14 protein-coding genes are annotated in these 19,860 nt (G+C 42.2%); 10 read left to right on the plus strand and 4 right to left on the minus strand.

The window, feature by feature from the left end; translation table 11 throughout:
* Positions 1-8 precede the first annotated feature (8 nt).
* Complete coding sequence (locus DMO16_RS20180) at positions 9-1,511, plus strand: glycosyltransferase (RefSeq protein ID WP_129479759.1); 1,503 nt, start codon at positions 9-11, stop codon at positions 1,509-1,511.
* A 66-nt stretch (positions 1,512-1,577) separates the two neighbouring features.
* Here DMO16_RS20180 and DMO16_RS20185 read toward each other — a convergent pair whose 3' ends face one another.
* Positions 1,578-2,621, minus strand: a complete 1,044-nt coding sequence (locus tag DMO16_RS20185) for a glycosyltransferase family 4 protein (protein ID WP_129479761.1) — start codon at positions 2,619-2,621, stop codon at positions 1,578-1,580.
* A 172-nt stretch (positions 2,622-2,793) separates the two neighbouring features.
* Entirely contained in the window at positions 2,794-3,552 is a 759-nt protein-coding gene (locus tag DMO16_RS20190; protein WP_061971827.1) for a WecB/TagA/CpsF family glycosyltransferase, read from the minus strand.
* Between the two features lie 400 nt (positions 3,553-3,952).
* On the opposite strand from DMO16_RS20190, the gene tagD reads away from it, so the two are divergent.
* The 6 genes from tagD (at position 3,953) to DMO16_RS20220 (ending at position 13,025) form a co-directional block, all read left to right on the plus strand.
* Positions 3,953-4,351 (plus strand): glycerol-3-phosphate cytidylyltransferase, encoded by a 399-nt coding sequence (gene tagD / locus DMO16_RS20195; protein WP_061971829.1) that lies wholly within the window; start codon positions 3,953-3,955, stop codon positions 4,349-4,351.
* Positions 4,344-5,543, plus strand: coding sequence for a CDP-glycerol glycerophosphotransferase family protein (locus tag DMO16_RS20200; RefSeq protein WP_129479763.1), 1,200 nt, complete (start codon positions 4,344-4,346; stop codon positions 5,541-5,543). The genes tagD and DMO16_RS20200 overlap by 8 nt, the downstream gene beginning before the upstream one ends.
* 145 nt (positions 5,544-5,688) lie before the next feature.
* Positions 5,689-7,839: a CDP-glycerol glycerophosphotransferase family protein gene (locus DMO16_RS20205; RefSeq protein WP_241840613.1), complete on the plus strand. Its 2,151-nt coding sequence runs from the start codon at positions 5,689-5,691 to the stop codon at positions 7,837-7,839.
* A gap of 29 nt (positions 7,840-7,868) precedes the next feature.
* Positions 7,869-8,693 (plus strand): ABC transporter permease, encoded by an 825-nt coding sequence (locus DMO16_RS20210; protein ID WP_129479767.1) that lies wholly within the window; start codon positions 7,869-7,871, stop codon positions 8,691-8,693.
* Between the two features lie 19 nt (positions 8,694-8,712).
* Complete coding sequence (tagH, locus tag DMO16_RS20215; RefSeq protein ID WP_129479769.1) at positions 8,713-9,546, plus strand: teichoic acids export ABC transporter ATP-binding subunit TagH; 834 nt, start codon at positions 8,713-8,715, stop codon at positions 9,544-9,546.
* A 128-nt stretch (positions 9,547-9,674) separates the two neighbouring features.
* Positions 9,675-13,025 (plus strand): CDP-glycerol glycerophosphotransferase family protein, encoded by a 3,351-nt coding sequence (locus DMO16_RS20220; protein ID WP_164988974.1) that lies wholly within the window; start codon positions 9,675-9,677, stop codon positions 13,023-13,025.
* A gap of 47 nt (positions 13,026-13,072) precedes the next feature.
* Here the strand turns inward: DMO16_RS20220 and DMO16_RS20225 are convergent, their stop codons facing one another.
* Together DMO16_RS20225 and DMO16_RS20230 are read right to left on the minus strand one after the other, a co-directional pair.
* Complete coding sequence (locus tag DMO16_RS20225) at positions 13,073-14,425, minus strand: polysaccharide pyruvyl transferase family protein (protein ID WP_061972888.1); 1,353 nt, start codon at positions 14,423-14,425, stop codon at positions 13,073-13,075.
* 239 nt (positions 14,426-14,664) lie between these two features.
* Complete coding sequence (locus tag DMO16_RS20230; RefSeq protein ID WP_061971841.1) at positions 14,665-15,690, minus strand: LCP family protein; 1,026 nt, start codon at positions 15,688-15,690, stop codon at positions 14,665-14,667.
* Positions 15,691-16,118: 428 nt separating this feature from the next.
* Here DMO16_RS20230 and DMO16_RS20235 point away from each other — a divergent pair, with 428 nt between their 5' ends.
* The 3 genes from DMO16_RS20235 to DMO16_RS20245 are packed head-to-tail and all read left to right on the plus strand — an operon-like array spanning position 16,119 to position 19,662.
* Complete coding sequence (locus DMO16_RS20235) at positions 16,119-17,393, plus strand: glycosyltransferase (RefSeq protein ID WP_206738144.1); 1,275 nt, start codon at positions 16,119-16,121, stop codon at positions 17,391-17,393.
* Position 17,394: 1 nt separating this feature from the next.
* Positions 17,395-18,723: a flippase gene (locus DMO16_RS20240; RefSeq protein WP_164988976.1), complete on the plus strand. Its 1,329-nt coding sequence runs from the start codon at positions 17,395-17,397 to the stop codon at positions 18,721-18,723.
* Between the two features lie 15 nt (positions 18,724-18,738).
* Positions 18,739-19,662 carry an NAD-dependent epimerase/dehydratase family protein gene (locus tag DMO16_RS20245; protein ID WP_129479777.1) on the plus strand — a complete coding sequence of 308 codons (924 nt, stop codon included), beginning with the start codon at positions 18,739-18,741 and terminating at the stop codon, positions 19,660-19,662.
* The last annotated feature ends 198 nt before the right edge of the window (positions 19,663-19,860 follow it).

The following is a 19,860-nucleotide window of genomic DNA, read 5'->3' on the forward strand; positions in this document are numbered from 1 at the left end:
TGTCAGACATGAAGAAAAAGGTATATATGGTCATAGGCAACATTGATATTGATAAGGGAGGAATCACAAGGGTGATGCTGAACCGCTCCTGGCTTCTGTGTGAGAGGGGATACAGTGTTACCCTTCTAACATTGAATTTCAAGAAGAACTACCCAGAGGTGGAAGCAGCCCTAAAGGGAGTGGGGCGGCTGCATCCCGACGTAGAAATCCTGAACATCCATGATTTTTACAAAATGAAAAATACGTCAGGCTATAAAGAAGAAGCCATTTCAGAGTCTGAAGAAGATTATGTGGTTCATCGTGGTAAGCGTCATGAACGCTATTTTAAAAATGGAGTATTAATCAAAGATAAAAAACGTGATAACCATGGAGAGCTTGAGTATATTGATTACTTTAATGAAAACCGATTAAGGTCGAGGAGAGAAGATTTTTACAGGGGCCAATTGTATAGAACAACTCATTATCACCCGTCAACACAAAAGGCAACAGTGAAAAATTATTGCACGGAGCACGGTTTTTGTTATTTAAGCCGCTGGTATAACGGAGAAACAGGTGAGCTTGAGAAACTCTTTCTATTTAATGCCCAGGACCGAAGCTGTAAGATGTATACATCCAATGAGGATTTTCACGTCAGCTGGCTGAATGAAATGTGCAAACAGTCGGAAGAGAAACCTTATGTCATTTGCGACGGGCCTGGCAGCGCAGCCAAAGTTTTGGATATCGATAAAGACCGGGCTTACCGGATTCTTGCAGTGCATACCAATCATTTTTCATTTCCCCATAAGAAGGGCAGTGACATTAAAAAGAATCACAAAGAACTGTTGGACCGTTTCAAGGAGGCAGACGCTCTTGTGCTGCTAACTGAAGAACAGAAGCGGGACATTGCGGAGCAATACGGAGATCCGGGGAACATTTATGTTATTCCCCACTTTGTTACACCCATGGAGGATACGTCTTCTGTCCGAAAGGACCCTCACTTGATTTCGATGGTGTCCAGGCTGCATGAAGAAAAAGGGCTGGATGAGGCGATCAGAAGCTTTAAACAGGTGGTTGGCCAATTCCCGGAAACCCGGCTTGAAATACATGGGTCGGGACCGGCAGAGGAGGAACTGGCGGAACTGATTGCCGAATTGGATTTACAGCAGCATGTCCAGTTAAAAGGGTACTGCGATCAAGTGGGACATGTCTTCAAACAATCCCTTTTTACGGTGCTTACCTCCAAATATGAGGGGCTCAGCCTTGTGATTATGGAATCGATGGCGAACTACACTCCCGTGATCAGTTACAACATTAAATATGGCCCTTCTGATCTCATTGACCACGGCGTTGATGGATATCTCGTCCAAAACCGCAGTCAGGATGAATTGGCCCACTATATGCTTGAGCTGCTAAAGAACCCGGAGAAAGCCAAGACAATGGGGGAGGAAGGGTATAAAAAGGCAAAAGCAAGATGGAATGAAGAGCTTCATTTCCAGCACTGGGAAACACTGTTTGAAAAAATCAGCCATTAAAAAAGCTTTCAGACCTGAACGTTGTCTGAAAGCCGAACAAGCTGCATAGAGGGATGCAGCTTGTTTTTATTTTTGCGGTCGTTTGATCGCGTTTAAAACGGGTTTGTAATTTTGGCTGACCAGTCCTATGCTCTCCACCACCAGTTCGATTCCGATGGTCAGAAGCGCCAGTATAATCATGGATCCCCAAAGCGTGGAGGTGGAAAAAATGATGGCAGCCAGTCCGAAAACCGAGCTCATGGCATAAATAATAAGAACGGTTTTTTGGTGTGAGAACCCAAATCGAAGTAAACAATGATGAAGATGTGATTTATCTGCCAATGAGATGGGCTGTTTATGAACGATCCGGCGAATGATAGCAAAAATCGTATCGGAAATGGGAACCCCCAAAATGATAACCGGAACAACCAAGGAAAACATGGTTACATTTTTAAATCCGAGAAGGGAAACGACGGCGATAATAAAGCCCAGGAAGAGGGCACCTGTGTCTCCCATAAAAATCTTCGCCGGATAAAAATTATGAAAGAGAAAGCCGAGCGTGCTGAATAACGTTACAGACGCAATCATCAGGACAAATGCATCACCCATGATCATCGCCATGATCGAGATGGTAATCAATACAATGGAGGAAACACCTGCAGCGAGCCCGTCCAATCCATCAATCAAGTTGATGGAGTTCGTGATGGCCAAAATCCAAATCACCGTGACAGGGACGCTCAGCCATTCCAGTTCAAGCCTTCCATTAAAGGGAAGGTTAATAAAATTTACTTGAATATCCCCCATGAAAACAATGATTAATGCGGCAGCGATTTGTCCCAGGAGCTTAAGTTTTGGAGAAAGCTCGAATTTATCATCCAGGAAGCCTGTCAGTATAATCACTGATGCCCCAAGTACAATGGGCCAAACGGTTTTATTCGGTGGGTGAGCGATCAGGATGCCGAGAATGAAGCTGATAAAGATGGCCAGTCCGCCAAGACGGGCCATCACTGTCGCATGAACCTTCCGCTCAGATGGCCGGTCAACGGCTCCCACCGCAAGTGCCAATTTTTTAATTAATGGAGTTAGACTAAAAGAGGCAAGAAAACATATAAGCAATGTCAAAATTAACATTTGGTACACCTCATATCAAACCATATTCATTACGAAAAGGATTGTCGATTCATTTGATTATTTGTTGAAGATTATCTCTTTATGGATTATATCATAATCATTAAAAATAAACGTATAAAAACTACAAATTTTGTAAATGCTGTTAAGATCGTACAACAAAAAAACAAGCCCCCTACATGAAGGGCTTATCAGCTGGTGTAATATTTTTCTGAAGCTTTTGCTGTAGAATTTTAAACGCAAATTGCGGCAGCGCCATTTGGCGTTTCCAGCGGGAAGGCTGTCTAACCAGGCGGTAAAACCATTCCAGGTTCATCTTCTGCCAGATTTCGGGTGCCCGTTTTGCCTCACCGGCAATAACATCGAATGTACCGCCGACACCGATAAAGATCCCATGGTCAAACGATGGCATGCTCTTTGAAATCCATTGTTCCTGGCGGGGAGCACCCAATGCCACAAGTATAATATCGGGCTTTGTGCTTTCCACCGTCTTCATGATCTGATCATCAGCCAAGTCGAAATAACCATGATGATAGCCGGCAATCTTCACATTTGGAAAATCGCTTTTAATTCGGTCGGCTGCCTTTTCCACTACGCGGTCCTTGCCGCCAAGCAAGTAGACGCTGAGCCCCTTTTTATTCGCAAGCTTCAACAGTCTCATGGTGACATCAAATCCCGGTACCCGTTCAGGAAGGGGAACTCCGAGAAGACCTGCCGATTTTACAATTCCAATGCCATCGGCTGTCACATAATCTGCTCCCTGAATAATATTCATCAACGTCTCATTTTTGCGGGCATCCATGACAATTTCGGGGTTCGCAGTGACAACAAATGTCTTTTCACGATTCTCGATGTGGGAACCCAGCGTGTGGACGAATTGTTTTACGGTTGTATTTATAAAGTTTATTCCTAGTATATTTACTGTATTTTTCATAACATCAGATCCTCACTTTTTCATACGTGAAAGTATGTAGGCTCTTAAACTACCTTACTATCAACCTATTAGAATAGGTCCATTTCCATAAAAAGAAGGAAATGTAAAAACTTCATTAAGAGCTTGTAAAAAAAACTTAAAGATTATATTATGAGTAAGGGTACCAAAATGCAAGTATTTTTACGAATTATTATATCATGAATGAGCTGCTTTTGTAAAAGTATGATTAATTTTTTGTAAATACACCTTGTATTTTGTCCATGAAGTAAGGCTTTATTGTTGCGGAGGCTCTTGAAAAAACTTTACGTGAAATTTACCTTTATTTCATAGATTTAAAACATGGGCCGAAGTCGTCGGACTGGAAATTTTTTTCATTCTAATTAGTAGGAGTGTGAAGGCCATGAGAAAAGTATTGACTTATGGGACATTTGACTTGCTTCATTGGGGACACATCAATTTGCTGAAACGGGCAAAAGATTTGGGAGACTATCTGATTGTGGGCCTTTCCGGAGATGAATTTAACGCAATTAAAAATAAAAAATCATACCACAGCTTTGACAATCGAAAAATGATTTTGGAGTCCATTCGCTATGTGGACGAAGTGATTGAGGAGAAAAGCTGGGATCAAAAAGTAAGAGACGTAGTGGATCACAATGTGGACATCTTTGTTATGGGAGACGATTGGGAAGGGAAATTTGATTTCTTGAAGGACTATTGCGAAGTAATCTACTTGCCGCGTACGATCGGAATCTCTACTTCCCAGATTAAAAAGGATTTATTTTCGGTGAACAATGGTTAAGGAAATCGCTATCTGGCTGTATTTATTTTATTTCAAGCTTCAGTTTGGTTTTTTCAAACTCTTTCCTCTCAGGAAAGATAAAGTGACCTTTGTTGTTTCGTTTGGAGACAATTCGGTTTTTCTTTATGAAGAATTGAAAAAGATGCAGCCGGATAGCTCTATTGTTTTTTTGGCTAAAAAAAATGCAATACCTAAATTGAATCCTTATAAATCAGATGCAAAACTTATTAAATTTGATAATTCAATAATAAGTATAGCTAGATCGGCCTATCACCTGGCCACTGCCAAAGTGGTGCTTGTGGATAATTATTTTGGTTTCCTTTCAGCAATTAAATTTAAGGATGAGGCAGAATGCATTCAACTTTGGCATGCTGCGGGCGCTATTAAAACATTCGGATTGAAAGATGAGTCCATCACCTATAGAAGCCGGCAGGCTCGTAAGCGATTTTTAAATGTTTACAAAAACTTTCACAAAGTTGTTGTTGGATCTGATACGATGGCTGATATATTTAAGGAAGCCTTCCAACTTTCATCCTCAAACTTTTTACGGACCGGTGTACCTAGAACCGATCTTTTTTTTGATGAAAAACAAATACGCGGCATTAAAGAAAAATTATATCGAGAAAACAACGCGTTAAAAGGAAAAAAAGTGATTTTGTATGCACCCACCTATCGTGATCATCTTTTAAATCAATTTAAACTGCCGCTTGATCTTGATCTGATGTATCGTGAATTAGGCGATGATCATGTTTTATTAATACGAAGCCACCCTGTACTCGCGCATAAGATGGATATAGAATCACATTATCCAGGATTTGTCTACGATTATTCCTCCAGATGGGACGTCAACGAGATTTTATTGATTACAGATATTTTAATTAGTGATTATTCTTCCATTCCATATGAATTTTCACTTTTAAATCGGCCGATGATATTTTATCCATATGATCTTGAGGAGTATTGTAAATCCAGGGGGCTATGGGATAATTACGAAAATTTGGTCCCAGGACCAATCGTTTTTGACAGTTATGAATTGATAAAAGTAATTAAAGAAAAGGGTTATGACATGAATAAAGTTCAGCAATTTTCGGCTAAGTGGAACCAATATCACTCCGGACACTCGAGCCGGTTATTGGCTGAATATATTCTTGATGCAGAAAGAGAGAGAAACGTAAATGCAGGCGGAAGTTAACATACAGATCCAAGACGGTTTTGCACCAACGAAAAAAAGAAAGTGCATCCTTCATACTATCGAATTCAATGAAAATGTTGCTATTATAAAATATCTTTTAAAGAACAGTTCAGTCTTTCAGGAACCATTAGAAGGACATCTTTTAATGGTTGAACGTAACACGGGTCTTGAATGGGAGGTACCGTTCACCGTTTTAGAAGCAAATGAACAGTATTATGTCTTTGAATCCCAGTTAGATCAATTAGAAATTGGAAAAGGTCTTGTTTGGGATGTATATCTGATAATTCATGCAAAACAGGCGGTGTCTCCTGACGAACAGCAGCATGAAAATGCCAGCTCTGAAGATGACATTGATGAAGGTGAAACTGCTGAAGAAGAAACTTCAACAGAGACTGATAATGATAGTGTAATCGAAAATGATAGCGAAGAAGAACCAGAATCGGAAGAGACGTTTGAAGAATATGGAATTATTGAAAAGAAATACCGTATGAGAACGAAACACGCATTTCTGGAACTCGGTGCTGTTGTGCACCCTGAGACCAAACAGGCTATAACACCATATACGACGAATAAAGGCAACCTTTCCTTCAAAGTCCATGACCGCGGTACGTTGATCAAAGTTGAGAGTGCAGAGCTTGATAAGAGAGGAAATGTAACTATAGAGGGCTTTTATTTTTCTCCGTTCTCCGATGAAAATGAAGCATTGGAAAAAGCATTGGTTATTAGGGGCCCCGAAGGATTTGAAGAACTTGCGATCCCCTTTGTGACTCTAACCCGCAAAGACCTTAATCCCTACTATCAGGAGCAGCAGCCTTATGTGGCGATGGGTTTTAAGGCACTGCTTCCTGTGAAAGAATTCTGCAATATGGATGAAAATTCGACCTTCCGTTTATATTTTAAATGGAAGGATGAGGAAGAGGCGGCCTCTGATCAAGAAGATCGGGCATATCCGCTTCAATTGCTTTCCTTTAAACGAAGAATTAATAAGTCCATTATCATCAATATGTATGAAGGAAAAAAGAAGGTCTCTCTCATTACCCGTAAAAAAACGAGATCGCTTGTTATTAAGGTGGTTAAGTACAGCCTTTTACAAGAACTGAAGAAAAAGGTAAGGCGCACAATTACGAAGGTAAAGCAGCATAAAAAGACGAAAAAAGCATATATGGTGGCCTTCAAAATGGCAGGCTATCTGCCGGTTAAGAAAAATTTAGTAATGTTTGAAAGTTTTCTTGGTAAACAGTACAGTTGTAATCCGCGTGCGATCTACGAATACTTAAAAGAGAACCGTCCGGATCTGGAACTGGTTTGGAGTGTTGATGGAAGAAGCATCAGCAAGTTTGAAAATGCAGGCATTCCTTATGCCAAACGTTTTTCAATCAAATGGCTGTTTAAAATGGCGCGCGCACGTTACTGGGTAACAAACAGCCGAATGCCGCTATGGATTCCAAAGGCGAAACACACGGTTTATTTCCAAACGTGGCATGGAACACCGCTTAAACGTCTGGCAGCTGATATGGATGAGGTCCATATGCCAGGAACAAATACAAAAAAATACAAAGCCAACTTTCATAAAGAATCAAGCAAATGGGACTATCTTTTATCCCCAAATGCTTACTCAACCGAAATTTTTCGGCGTGCGTTTAATTTTCAAAAAGAAGTGGTGGAAGTGGGATATCCCAGGAACGATGTACTCTACACGAAGAACAATCCAGATGATATTAAAGACTTAAAAGAGAAACTTCAACTTCCACAGGATAAAAAAGTCATTCTTTATGCACCTACATGGCGTGATGATCAATTCTACGGTAAAGGGCGCTATAAATTCGACCTCGAGCTTGATCTCTTGCAGCTAAAGGATAAATTTGGTGAAGATTATGTTATAGTGTTAAGGATGCATTATCTGGTGGCGGAGAACTTTGATTTGTCGCCATATGAAGGGTTTGTTTTTGATTTCTCTTACCATGGAGACATAAATGAGTTGTATCTCGTATCAGATATCATGATGACTGACTATTCTTCTGTGTTTTTCGATTATGCAAACCTTAAGCGTCCGATGCTTTTCTTTGTATATGATATTGATTCTTATCGTGATAAATTAAGGGGCTTCTATTTTGATTTTGAAACGTACGCACCAGGACCTTTAGTGAAGACAACAGATGAGGTTATTTCAGCCATAGAGAAAATTGAGTCTGATGGATTTGAGATTCAATCAGAGATCTTTGATGACTTTTATGAACGATTTTGCTATTTGGAAAGTGGACAATCTTCTCACAAAGCCGTTCAAAAAGTATTCTAAACCAATCTCTTTGGGAGAGGATTACAAACATGATTTCAGCTTTTAAAGTACTAAAAGAACAAATTAACAGCTTTTACCTCATGATTCGTTTATCGATGTATGAGCTTAAAATAAAGAATAACAACAACTATTTGGGAATGCTTTGGGAGGTCATTAATCCCGCTATCCAAGTTGCCGTCTATTGGATGGTGTTTGGGATGGGAATCCGGCAAGGAAAAAGTGTAGGAACTGCCGGTCAGGAAGTTCCCTTCCTGCAATGGCTTGTAGCCGGGATTATCGTGTGGTTCTTTATCAGTCCGGCCATCTTAAACGGCTCCAAATCGATTTATACAAGAATAAAAATTATCGCCAAGATGAATTTTCCGTTGAGTGTCATTCCGAGCTATGTGATCTTTTCCATCTTCTATCCGAATGTGATGCTGCTCGCAGTGATTGCCGTCATCTTTCAGTTCACAGATCACGGAAAGATCTCGCTGTATTATCTGCAGCTTCCCTATTATATGATGGCTGCCATAGCGCTTGTATTTTCCCTTTCCCTGATCACGTCAACCCTTTCAACGATCGTGCGTGACGTCCAGATGTTTGTGCAATCGATCATGCGGATGCTGTTTTACATTACGCCGATTTTGTGGGTTCCGAAAGGTGACAAACTGCCTGAATTCATTAAACTGATTATAAAAGGGAACCCTTTTAATTATATTGTTGAAGGATACCGCGACGCTCTGTTAAGCAGGGCATGGTTTTTTGAACATTGGGAACACACGCTGTATTTCTGGGGCTTTGTTCTGGTTCTGTTCATAATAGGTTCCGCACTCCATGTGAAGTTAAGAAACCGATTCGTGGATTACTTGTAAGAATACAGGAGAGATGGACATGAGTAACCAAACCGTTATTGTGCGCGATGTCACAAAAAAATATAAAATGTATAAAAAGCCAGCTGAAAAGCTGCTTGATATTATTTTGCCGAATGGCTACGGCGAGGACTTTTATGCGATTCAAAATATCAGCTTTGAAGCGAACCAGGGCGATGTTATCGGGATTGTCGGTGTGAACGGATCAGGAAAGTCAACCTTGTCCAACCTCATATCCGGAATTATTCCGCCAACAACCGGAACGATTGAATTAAATGGAGAAGTCTCCCTGATCGCCATTGCCTCAGGATTGAACAACGAGCTAACCGGACGGGAAAACATTGAGCTGAAATGCCTGATGCTTGGCTTCAGCAAGCAGGAGATCAAACGCCTTGAACCGGAAATCATCGAGTTTGCTGAGATTGGAAAGTTCATTGATCAGCCCGTTAAGAAATATTCAAGCGGAATGAAGTCGCGTCTTGGATTTGCCATTTCGGTAACAGTGGATCCTGATATCCTCGTTATTGACGAAGCATTGTCTGTAGGAGACCAAACCTTCGCTGATAAATGTTTGGATAAAATGAACGAATTCAAAGAGCGTGGCAAGACTATTTTCTTTATTAGCCATTCCATGGGCCAGGTGAAAAAGTTCTGTGAAAAAATTCTTTGGCTGGAATACGGTGAAGTTCGTGCCTATGGACCAATGAAAGAGATCCTTCCGAAGTATCAAGAATTTCTGAAGGAATACAAAGCCATGTCGAAGGAAGAAAAGAAACGCTTCAAACAACAAGTGCAGCTCAAACAGAGCGGCCAGAACAAGCCTGGAGACAAGTTGCAAGCTTCATCTGCAAAGTAATCGTCCGGGATGTAGAGAACGGGTGCTGCGTTCATAAAACGTCAGGCACCCTTTTTCTAATAGATTGTAAGTATGCGCTTACATACGTCTGAGATCCAATGAGATATGACATGAGGGAGAATGGAAGAATGAAAAACCGAACCGGTATTTTAAATCGAATCATACATATGCTGCGGCCGGAAAAAAAGGTCCGCAAAAGAAAGACATTTAAGCAATGGTTGATGATCATGCAAACCGGGGAGAAGGTGGCCATTGAAGGATATTTAGATTCCCATGTCCGGGTCAGGGAGCTTCTGTTTTTATCCCGCAATACCGGTGAGCTGATCAAGGTAGCTGAAATAGAACCATCCCCCCGTTTTTCGTTTGAAGTCCGGGTGAGTGACATTGATTCCCTTTTTCCTGGTGAAGAACGAGCAAACTTTGATCTGTACCTTGGAATACAGCGCCCTGCTGAAGAGGTAAAGGAAGACTTACTGGAAGGGAAGCAGGACCTGGCTGTCTTTTATCCCCGTGCAGATGGCGGACAGGATATTTGCTATCCAATCCGCCTTGGCCGCTTTGCTGAAATGGACTATAAGGAATTTGTCCCCTACCAAACCGAAGAAGGTTTAAGTTCATATCTTTATGTTACAAAAAAAGGGAATGTTTCCTTTGTGACTCGGGGAATGGTGAACATAAAGCCGAAAGTGCAGATCGATGAGATGTACTTTCGAAAAGACAAGCTTTCCTTTAATGGAAAACTTTTTACAAGGGATGCTGGAATCAAGAACATTCAACTGCTGTTAAAAGGCCGTGATACCAACGTGGAAAAACGGCTTCCTGCTGAAATCGAAAAGATGCATGAAGAAACACGGCTGAAGTTTGGAATGCACCGCTACAGATATGGAGTGAATGTGGATTTCGAGCCGTTGTTTAACGACCCGATGTACAGCCAGGATATTTATGATTTCTTCTTTGAACTGAGCTTTGGATTTCCTCACCCACCTGTTCTGGTCAGGATTGGCCGGCCAAGATTTCAGGTGAAGTATTTTTTGAGGGACGGCTATGCCAGAGCAGGGGAAAGCACGTATGCCCTCGCGCCTTACTTTACCTTTAAAGGTTTTAACCTTTCCCTTCAAGTGGATGAATTCGAGGAAAGCACTTACCGGTATCTTAGAAAAATTAAGCGCTGGGCATGGCTTCTAAGGCCATTTTACAAAAAACGAAACATATGGCTGGTGGGAGAACGTCCCTATAAGGCACAGGACACTGGATACCACTTTTTTAACTACGTACGAAAACAGCATCCCGAGAAGAATGTGTATTATGTGATTGAGCAGGATTCACCGGAATTAAGAAACGTAGAAGAGCTGGGGAATATTCTTTACTTTAAATCAAAGGAACACATTTTTCATACCTTCATGGCACAAAAGGTAATTGGTTCTCATCACCCGGATTATTTGTATCCGCTACGGACCAAACAGTATAAAAAAGCGATAAAAGCGACAAAGATCTTTTTGCAGCATGGAGTCATGGGAACCAAAAATATGGTGGCCAACTATGGGAAACGGGCGCCAGGCTTTGATACAGACTTATTTTTGGTCAGCTCCGACTTTGAAAAAAATATGATTGTTCATGATTTTGGCTACGACCCTGACGAAGTAGCCATTACCGGGCTTTCGAGGTTTGACAGTCTGCTGGCAGACGATGTTGAGAAAAAGCGCCAATTGTTGATTATTCCAACCTGGAGAGACTGGATTATAACCGATGAAGTGTTCATTGAAAGTGAGTATTTTGAGCGCTATCGGGAGCTGATCAATCATCCGAAGCTGCACGAATTAGCGGATTCGCTGAATTTTGAAATCGTATTTTGCCTTCATCCGAACATGCAGAAGTTTACATCCTTTTTTGCCGATTCTCCTGTACGAATCATCAGCCAGGGAGAAGTGGATGTTCAGCTGCTGCTGAAGGAAAGCGCCATGATGATTACCGATTATTCATCGGTCGGATTCGATTTCAGCTTCCTTCATAAACCGATTCTCTATTATCAGTTTGACCAAAACCGTTTTATTGGAAAACGTCCGTCTCACCTTGATCTGGAAAATGATTTGCCGGGAAGAATCGTACTTGATGCAGAGGAGATTCTTACAGAGGTGAAAAAATACGCAAAAAATCACTTTGCTGCAGAAGAACAATACATCAGACGATCCTATAAATTTTTAAAGTACAGGGACCTGCATCATAATGACCGGATTTATGAGGCAGTCTCGGAATTTCCTGCGAAAAAGCATTGGATCCGTTCTATTCAGGATGATGAACTCATTCAGGCTTTTTTGCGGCGGTATCGCAAAAGCAAATATTATTTTCCATCCATGCGTGTCTTTTATAAAGTGGCACAGCGTATCCTTCCGGTTGATGAAAACCTGATTGTTTTCGAGAGCGGTGTGGGTAAGCAGTATGCCGACAGCCCTCGCGCCATTTATGAGGAAATCCTCAGACGCGGGCTGAATTATAAAAAGGTTTGGATCTACAACAAAAAGGGTGCGTTCATTGACCCGGATACGAAAGTCGTTAAACGACTTAGTCCCAGCTATTATTATTATCTTGCAAAAGCACGGTACTGGGTAAACAATCAGAACTTCCCGACCTATCTTGGGAAACGGAAACAAACGACCTATATCCAAACCTGGCACGGAACACCACTTAAGAGGATGCTCTTTGATATTGAGCAGGTGGAGGGCCGGGACGAAGGATATGTCGAGCGTGTGCATAAAGCAACCAAGACGTGGGACTATCTTATTTCTCCGAGTGCTTATGCCAGTCAGGCATTCAGAAGTGCATTTCGCTATAAAGGCGAGATGCTCGAGATCGGCTATCCCCGTAACGACATTTTTTACAGGGAGGACCGAAGCCAACTGACAGACAGCATCCGCCAGCGGTTGAGCATCCCGGAGGATAAAAAGGTGATTCTGTATGCACCGACCTTCCGGGACAATCAAACGTCGAAAAACAACAAGTTCACCTTTGAACTGCAATTCGATTTTGAACAAATGCAGCGGGAACTGGGAGATGACTATGTGCTTTTGCTTCGTATGCATGTGGTTGTCAGCAACAAGGTGTCCATTCCTGAAGATTACAAGAGCTTCGTATACAATGTTTCAAGCTATCCGGATATCCAGGATCTGTATCTGGTGACAGACATATTGATCACCGACTATTCTTCGGTCATGTTTGACTTCGCGAATATGAAGCGGCCGATTCTCTTCTTTACGTATGATTTTGAGATGTACCGTGATCAATTGCGGGGCTTCTACATGGATTTTGAAAAAGAAGCACCCGGGCCGCTGCTGAGAACCTCAGACGAAGTGACGCAGTCAATTAAAAATATTGAGCGTATTAAGCATGACTACAGTGAGCGATATACGGCTTTTCATGAGAAATACTGCAGCCTCGAAGACGGTGGCGCAGCTGGTCGGATCGTCGACCGTTTCTTTGCTTAAAGTAAAAAAAACGCCCCTAAAGCCAATCGGCTTTAGGGGCGTTTTTGTTATTTTACGATATCGGCGACTTTTAAGGCCAGTTTTACACTTTTTCGATTTAGTGTTCCGCGTTGCTTTTTAATGATTTTATCTTTTTCACTGATTTTGGCATTTAGTTTTTTCTTGGTTTGCTCAGCTTTGGCTTCTTCTTTGGCATTTACTTTAGGGTAATAGCTTTCCCACCGCTGAACCATTTCCTCTTTTGTGCAGCCTGTAATGGTGCCAATTGGAGGACGAACCTTAGACTGATCCATTTTGTCATCAAGCGGTACTGAAGAAGGAGTAAGGGTTTCTTTATAAATATGATCAAGATTGTTTTTGTTTAAGAAATCAATATAATGATCAAAGTTTTTGCCCTGATTTTTGGTGACGGATTGGAAATCAAGTGTTTCGACCAGGTCCATGATATTGGTTTGATCGGTAATTTCGTTGGCCATAATATGAGTAAGGTTGTGGTACTCTGCCAACTCTCTCATGCGGGCATCTTTTGGAATGAGGATGCTAGGTGTACCTGCCAGAACAGCAGCAATATTTCCATGCAGCCGGGCACCAAAGCTTAAGTCTGCCTGTTTAAGGAAATCAAACCATCCTGTAGCATTGAGAGGATAACGGACACGGTCCTCAAGATACAATGGGTGGGACATGCGGTTCGGATAGCTGTCCTTTGCGTTGGATACAGAAGGGGCGCCTACATAGGTCATCACCATTTCTTTCATCCATTGCGGAATAAAGTAATGATTTGGAAATTGGTTCATGCTTCTGTCAATAAAATCGAGCACATTCTTAGGTGAAAGGCGTGAAGAGTTGACGCTTACCATGGAATTTGGTGTAATATTTGTTTCACGTATTTTCAGCTCCCGGCCGTACGCATACATGGAAGGACAGCCAATAACTGTGTGATCGGTTCCTTCCCGGAAGCCGAGTCTTGAAAGATAGTCAGAAGTAATTTGGCCGCGCAGACCCAGAATGGATGACTTTTCCAATACCGCACTAACAAAGGCTTTTACATCTTCATCAAAAGAGAAGCCTTCATTGAGTTTTGGTTCAAATGGCGCGCGCAGGCCTACACCAATCACTACCACTGGAATCTTAAGTTTCTTGATCAATTTCGTATATTTGCGCAATGACGGAACAAAGTCCTCCCGAAACGCATCTGCCAAAGGAATAATGTACGCATCGTATTTTTCGTTGATCTCATCGGCATACTTGGGATTAAAATCATAATGGTCTGGTGTTATAGTAGTCCCCTCTGTCATTAGGGTTCGGAACACACTGTATTGATACACCAAGTTACCTACGTTTCCGCCGATCGAATTGTTGACAATAATCTGCGTTGGTTCGTAATTGTCATACGGCGCCATGCCGGCGCGAATTATGATATTTTTACTCAATTTCTAAATCCCCCTGTTTTCTATCGTTATTTTAGAATAAATTTATATCCATCTTACTTATACCCGTTCTCTACCATCTTAAAATCTTAGTGGATTAGTCGAAAAATGTCAATTGATCTCTATTTTGAAAAATAGGGGTAATAATCCAGTTATTTCAATAAACGGAAAAAGAAAAAGCTGGCCATGATTGGCCAGCTTACTTGAGCGTCTTAATTTGTAGTGCTGTCTGTGCTGCTGTTTGTATCTGTATCTGTTGTTCCTGTTCCTGAGTAGTCCAGATGTTCTTTCAATTTGTTTGAAACATCGAGTACTGATTGCTCGTCTAAGGAATAATAATAGATATTATTGATCCTTGCATCGCTGCCTTCCAGGCTCAACGATTCAATATTGTTTATTGATTTTGCGTATTTAAGGAGTGCAATCATGTTACCCAGCGTAAAGTTGGTGGACATGTTGTCTCCGACGTTTTCAATCAGCTGACCATACTTTGGAATGGACTTAATTTGTGTGGATTCTTTAATGATGGCTTCCACGATTTGTTTTTGCCTGTCGCCCCGCATGATGTCAGAGTCTGCATGCCGGGTACGGGCATAAGCAAGCGCTTCTTCAGGATTTAAGCGTTGCTTGCCGGGTTCAATGGTAATGGCTTTCGGCCGGTCCTGGCTATCCTGCTCGACAATTTTCTTTTTCACATCCACATCCACGCCGCCAAGCGTGTCTACAATTTGCAAGAAAGCATCGAAGTTAACACGTACATAGTAGTCTACTGGAAGGTTAAACAAGTGTTCCACAGTATCAACAGTCAGGTCGATGCCGCCATAGGCATGGGCATGTGTGATTTTATCTTTGTTGATCCGGCCAGGTATCTGAACGTAAGAGTCACGCGGGATGCTGACCATTTTTACTGATTTCTGTTCCCGATTGAAGGTGGCTAAGATCAGGGCATCTGTACGGTTGCCTTCAAATCCCTTTTTACCCTTCCGGTGTTTACTGTCATCAATACCTGCAATCAGAACAGAAAAGTTATCCTTGCCTGGATCAATAGCATTGAGACGAAGATTCGATTTTTCTCCCCGTGAAAGCGTCTCTTGCGCTTTTGATGAAGCATTCGCTAATTTATAGGTTAAATAAGATCCGAAACCGACTGTTCCTAAAAGAATAAGAATCAGTGGAAAGACGATAAATTTAATGCGTCTTTTTTTCTGCTTCTTTTTCCGCATTTGTTGACGGTCCATCTATTATATTCTCCTTTTTGTCTCTTCTTTTATCTATATGAGTTAATATTTTGGTTCGTTTTTATTGCTGGAACAACAGAGTATCTTCCCGTCCCTTGTCGAATACCCTCGACATAAGGAACGTAAATTTATGGAAGCATACAATAAAGATACCTTTAAAGTTGTGTAAATTCAATAAAAAAATTATAAAGAATATTACATTTTAATGAAGAATAAGGGAGCTGTAAAGCCTTATTCCGCATTGTTTTACAAAAGTTTCATAATAAATTTAAGGTGCGTTAACAATCAACCCCTATCATAAGAACTCAGGCCGCTTTAAGGAAAGTTAAGGTTTCACAAAAGGAAATGGCCTTCGAAAGATTAAGTGAACGGCCTTATACGGGCCAGTTTTGGAAAGAATGAAAAGAGCAGCAAGGATACCAAGGATGGTGAACACATTGCAAAACGTGAAGGAAACAGCAAGAAAGCATATGATTCTTATAACCAACCGTTATCCCTATCTGCCCGGGGAGCAGTTCTTGGAAACTGAAATGAAGTATATGGTGAACCTATTTGAAAAAATAGATATTGCTTCAGTCAACGGCAGTGGTGAAAAGCGTATGGTACCTGATCGTATTCAGCTACATTCCATACCGGGAAGACCGAGAGGCACAAAAAAGTATATTCATACCTTTTACAGTGTAACCGCCGACCCCCAGGGACGCCGCTGGCTTTCAGCGGAGCTGCCGAAGGCCAGGGCTTTTGGAAGCAAAGGATTGATGCAGCTGGCCAATTGGCTCAGTCACGCTCTCAGGATCCGTGACGAAATAAAGAAAAAATGGCTCGATGATCCCGGCTTTGCCATAAATGATGCCGTGTTTTATTCCTACTGGCTGACGCCGGCCGCAGTGGCGCTGGCCATGCTGAAGGAAACCTATCCGGAACTTCTCGCCGTCTCACGGGCTCACGGCGGGGATGTATATGATTACAGGCATTCACCTCCTTATCTTCCATTTCAGGAAAGAGTGATTAACGCGTTAAATTCCGTGAGCATGATTTCCGAGGATGGGAAACGATTTTTGGAAGGCAAGTATTCCGGTGCAGGAGCGAATCTTCTTGTTCACCGTTTGGGTACAGAAAAACCAGGATTTACGTCTTCTCCATCCACCGATGGGATCTTGCGGATTGTAACCTGTTCGTATGTGAAGCCTGTGAAACGACTGGACCTGCTTGTAGATGCTTTAAAGCAGACAACCATTCCGATCCATTGGACCCATATAGGGGATGGGGAGGATCGTGAAAAGCTGGAAAGAAAAGCAAAGGAAGAGCTGGATGGCCGGATTGCCATTGATTTCAAGGGGCACTGGACCCAACAGCAAATCTTTGAATTTTACCGAACCAGCCCCGTGGACCTTTTTGTTAATGTCAGTGCGAGTGAAGGAATACCGGTGACCATTATGGAAGCATTCAGTACAGGAATACCTGTCATTGCGACGGATGTTGGCGGAGTGAGGGAGCTGGTCGATGAGAGCAACGGCTTCTTGATTCCATCTGATGTCTCTGCAGAGGAACTTGCGGGTTATATCGAGAAATTTGCAGCTTTGCCCGTTGAGCAAAAACAAACCTATCGTGAGTATGCATATGGTAAATGGGAACAGGAATACAATGCTCAAAAGAATTACCACAGCTTTTTAATGAGTGTAAAGAATGGGAGCGGTTCTTGATATGAGCGACGACAACCGAAGCTTTGTCAGAAACAGTTTCTTAACGTTTTCCAGACAGGTGACCAATATCGTAATCGGCATTCTCCTGCTGGTAGTGCTTGCCCGGATTCTGGGACCTGCGGGGCAGGGGAAATACTCGCTGATCACCCTTCTTCCTACGGTATTGCTCACCTTTTTGACCCTGGGCATCAACACCTCCACCATTTATTACATCAGTAAAGGGGAGGTTAAGCTAAATACTGTCTATAACAACAATATTATCATCGGCACATTGCTGAGCCTTGTTAGCATAGGGCTTGGAGCGGTCGTCATCTTCTTTTTTTCCGAAAAGTTCTTTAATGAGACACCGCATGTTCTCTTGTACTTGTGCCTGCTTGCCCTGCCATTCATGTTTTTGCGTGAATATTTTCAGACGGTCTTTCAGGGATTGCAGGATTTTAAGCTGTTCAATACCGCGATGGTGGTGAACCAGCTTGGCATATTGGCCTTTGTTGCTGTATTTGTGCTGATCTTCAGACTTGGTCTGGAAGGAGCAATCCTGGCGTTTATTGCAGGGAACTTGATTAACGTTGTTTATATGGTCTATCAGCTGAAAAAAAGGCATAAATTGCGCTTTGATATTCGGGGATTCTCATGGGAGTACTTCCGAAAATCCGTTAAATATGGATTGAAGGCACATATCAGTAACTTTGCGAGTTTTCTGAACTACCGCATTGTTATCTTTCTTATCGGTTTCTTCATGGTGGATTCGGCAGTGGGGATTTATGTCACCGCGATGAATATCGGGGAAAGACTTGCTATTTTTGCAGCATCGGTGTCAAATGTCCTTTACCCTAAAATTGCCGCCATCGAAACCGAAGAAGAACGAAACCATCTGACCTCGCTGGTGTCACGGAATATTTTAGCGATTACGTTTGTGATTGCATTGGCCGGTACACTCATCGCAAAGGATCTGATCGTCACATTGTTTGGCGAGCAATATGAAAATAGTGCAAATTTGCTGCGGATCATCTTGCCGGGTGTAGCGTTGCTTTCGGTTGAAAAGATATTGTCCAACGACATCGCGGGTAGAGGAAAGCCGGAGTTAAACATGTATCTGTCCATTTTTAATGTGCTGTTTAATTTGCTGCTGAATGTTGTCCTTATACCGAAGTATGGTCTTAACGGTGCAGCGCTTTCGGCGACCATTACCTATTTTGTCAGTTTTGTGGTCAAGATTTTTCTCTACAAGAAAGTCACGAACGAACCATATCACCGCTTTTTGCTCGTAAAGAAAAGCGATTTGCGGCTCTATAAGAATGTCATTCGCAAACTAAAACTCAGGTATTAGCAGGGGGAACAGCGCATGAATGTATTGATAACAGGCGGTGCCGGTTTTGTAGGCACTTTTACGAAAAAGGCATTGAAAAATGAAGGGTACAACCCGATTCTGCTGGATAATTTTCTGACAGGCAGCACATCCAATGTCCAAATGGAGGATGTGATCATTGAAGGCGATATTTTGGATTCCTCACTAAATGAGGTGCTTGAACCTTACGGGATTGATGCCATCATCCATCTGGCTGCCCAGACCAGTGTGCCGTCTTCTGTAGTCGATCCGGTGAACGACTTGCAATTGAACATTGAGGGAACGGTCCGGATTCTGGAATTGGCCCGTTCGCTTTCAGTAAAGAAGTTTGTCTTTGCCTCCACAGCAGCGGTTTATGGAAACAATGAACAAGTGCCGCTCAAAGAAAGTGAACATCTAATGCCAACCGCTCCGTATGGCGTCTCCAAGGCTTCCTGCGAGATGTATGTTTCGGCTTTTTGTGAGGCGAATGGTATTGGCTATTCTATTCTTCGCTATTCCAATATTTATGGCCCGAAGCAAACAAAGGACGGGGAAGGCGGAGTCATTAAAATCTTTTTGGATAAACTGCTCAACGGGGAGCAAGTGTCCATTTTTGGAGACGGAGGACAGACCCGAGACTTTATTTTTGTAGAAGACATTGCGCGTGCCAATTGTGCTGCATTGCGGGTGGAAAACGGGATTTACAATGTAAGCTCCAATGAGGAAATTACCGTGAATGAGCTGTACCGGATTATGGCGAGGGAGATGGGCAGTCCGCTTGAGCCGGTTTATGGCGAGCCGCGTGAAGGGGATATTTACCGCAGTTGTCTGGACAATCAAGTGTTCATGGGCATTTCCGGCTGGAAACCCGAAATATCGCTGACCGAAGGGATTCGGGAAACGGTCAGACAAATGCAACGCGCCGAGAATTTAACATAATTGAATACAAGGCAAGAATATATATATAGCACTCTTCTTTTTTAGGAGGGTGCTTTTTCATATGCAATTCGAGATAAGAGTACCGATTGATTTCTGTTTATTAAGAATATGTAAATCCCGAATCGCAGACAGCGTAAGCCTTTGAAGAAAAAGGCCGTAAAAACGGCGCGTTTTTGTAAATCGGCTTAACAATCTCTT

The organism is Fictibacillus sp. S7 (assembly GCF_004127935.1).
Lineage (GTDB): Bacteria > Bacillota > Bacilli > Bacillales > Fictibacillaceae > Fictibacillus_C > Fictibacillus_C enclensis.

Bases quoted from the DNA above. Each gene is read 5' to 3' on its own strand.
- tagD (WP_061971829.1), top strand. From the start codon at position 3,953: ATGAGAAAAGTATTGACTTATGGGACATTTGACTTGCTTCATTGGGGA.
- DMO16_RS20210 (WP_129479767.1), top strand. From the start codon at position 7,869: ATGATTTCAGCTTTTAAAGTACTAAAAGAACAAATTAACAGCTTTTAC.
- DMO16_RS20240 (WP_164988976.1), top strand. From the start codon at position 17,395: ATGAGCGACGACAACCGAAGCTTTGTCAGAAACAGTTTCTTAACGTTT.
- DMO16_RS20185 (WP_129479761.1), bottom strand. From the start codon at position 2,621: ATGTTAATTTTGACATTGCTTATATGTTTTCTTGCCTCTTTTAGTCTA.
- DMO16_RS20225 (WP_061972888.1), bottom strand. From the start codon at position 14,425: ATGGCGCCGTATGACAATTACGAACCAACGCAGATTATTGTCAACAAT.
- DMO16_RS20180 (WP_129479759.1), top strand. From the start codon at position 9: ATGAAGAAAAAGGTATATATGGTCATAGGCAACATTGATATTGATAAG.
- DMO16_RS20190 (WP_061971827.1), bottom strand. From the start codon at position 3,552: ATGAAAAATACAGTAAATATACTAGGAATAAACTTTATAAATACAACC.
- DMO16_RS20230 (WP_061971841.1), bottom strand. From the start codon at position 15,690: ATGGACCGTCAACAAATGCGGAAAAAGAAGCAGAAAAAAAGACGCATT.
- DMO16_RS20245 (WP_129479777.1), top strand. From the start codon at position 18,739: ATGAATGTATTGATAACAGGCGGTGCCGGTTTTGTAGGCACTTTTACG.
- DMO16_RS20220 (WP_164988974.1), top strand. From the start codon at position 9,675: ATGAAAAACCGAACCGGTATTTTAAATCGAATCATACATATGCTGCGG.
- DMO16_RS20205 (WP_241840613.1), top strand. From the start codon at position 5,689: ATGGTTGAACGTAACACGGGTCTTGAATGGGAGGTACCGTTCACCGTT.
- tagH (WP_129479769.1), top strand. From the start codon at position 8,713: ATGAGTAACCAAACCGTTATTGTGCGCGATGTCACAAAAAAATATAAA.
- DMO16_RS20200 (WP_129479763.1), top strand. From the start codon at position 4,344: ATGGTTAAGGAAATCGCTATCTGGCTGTATTTATTTTATTTCAAGCTT.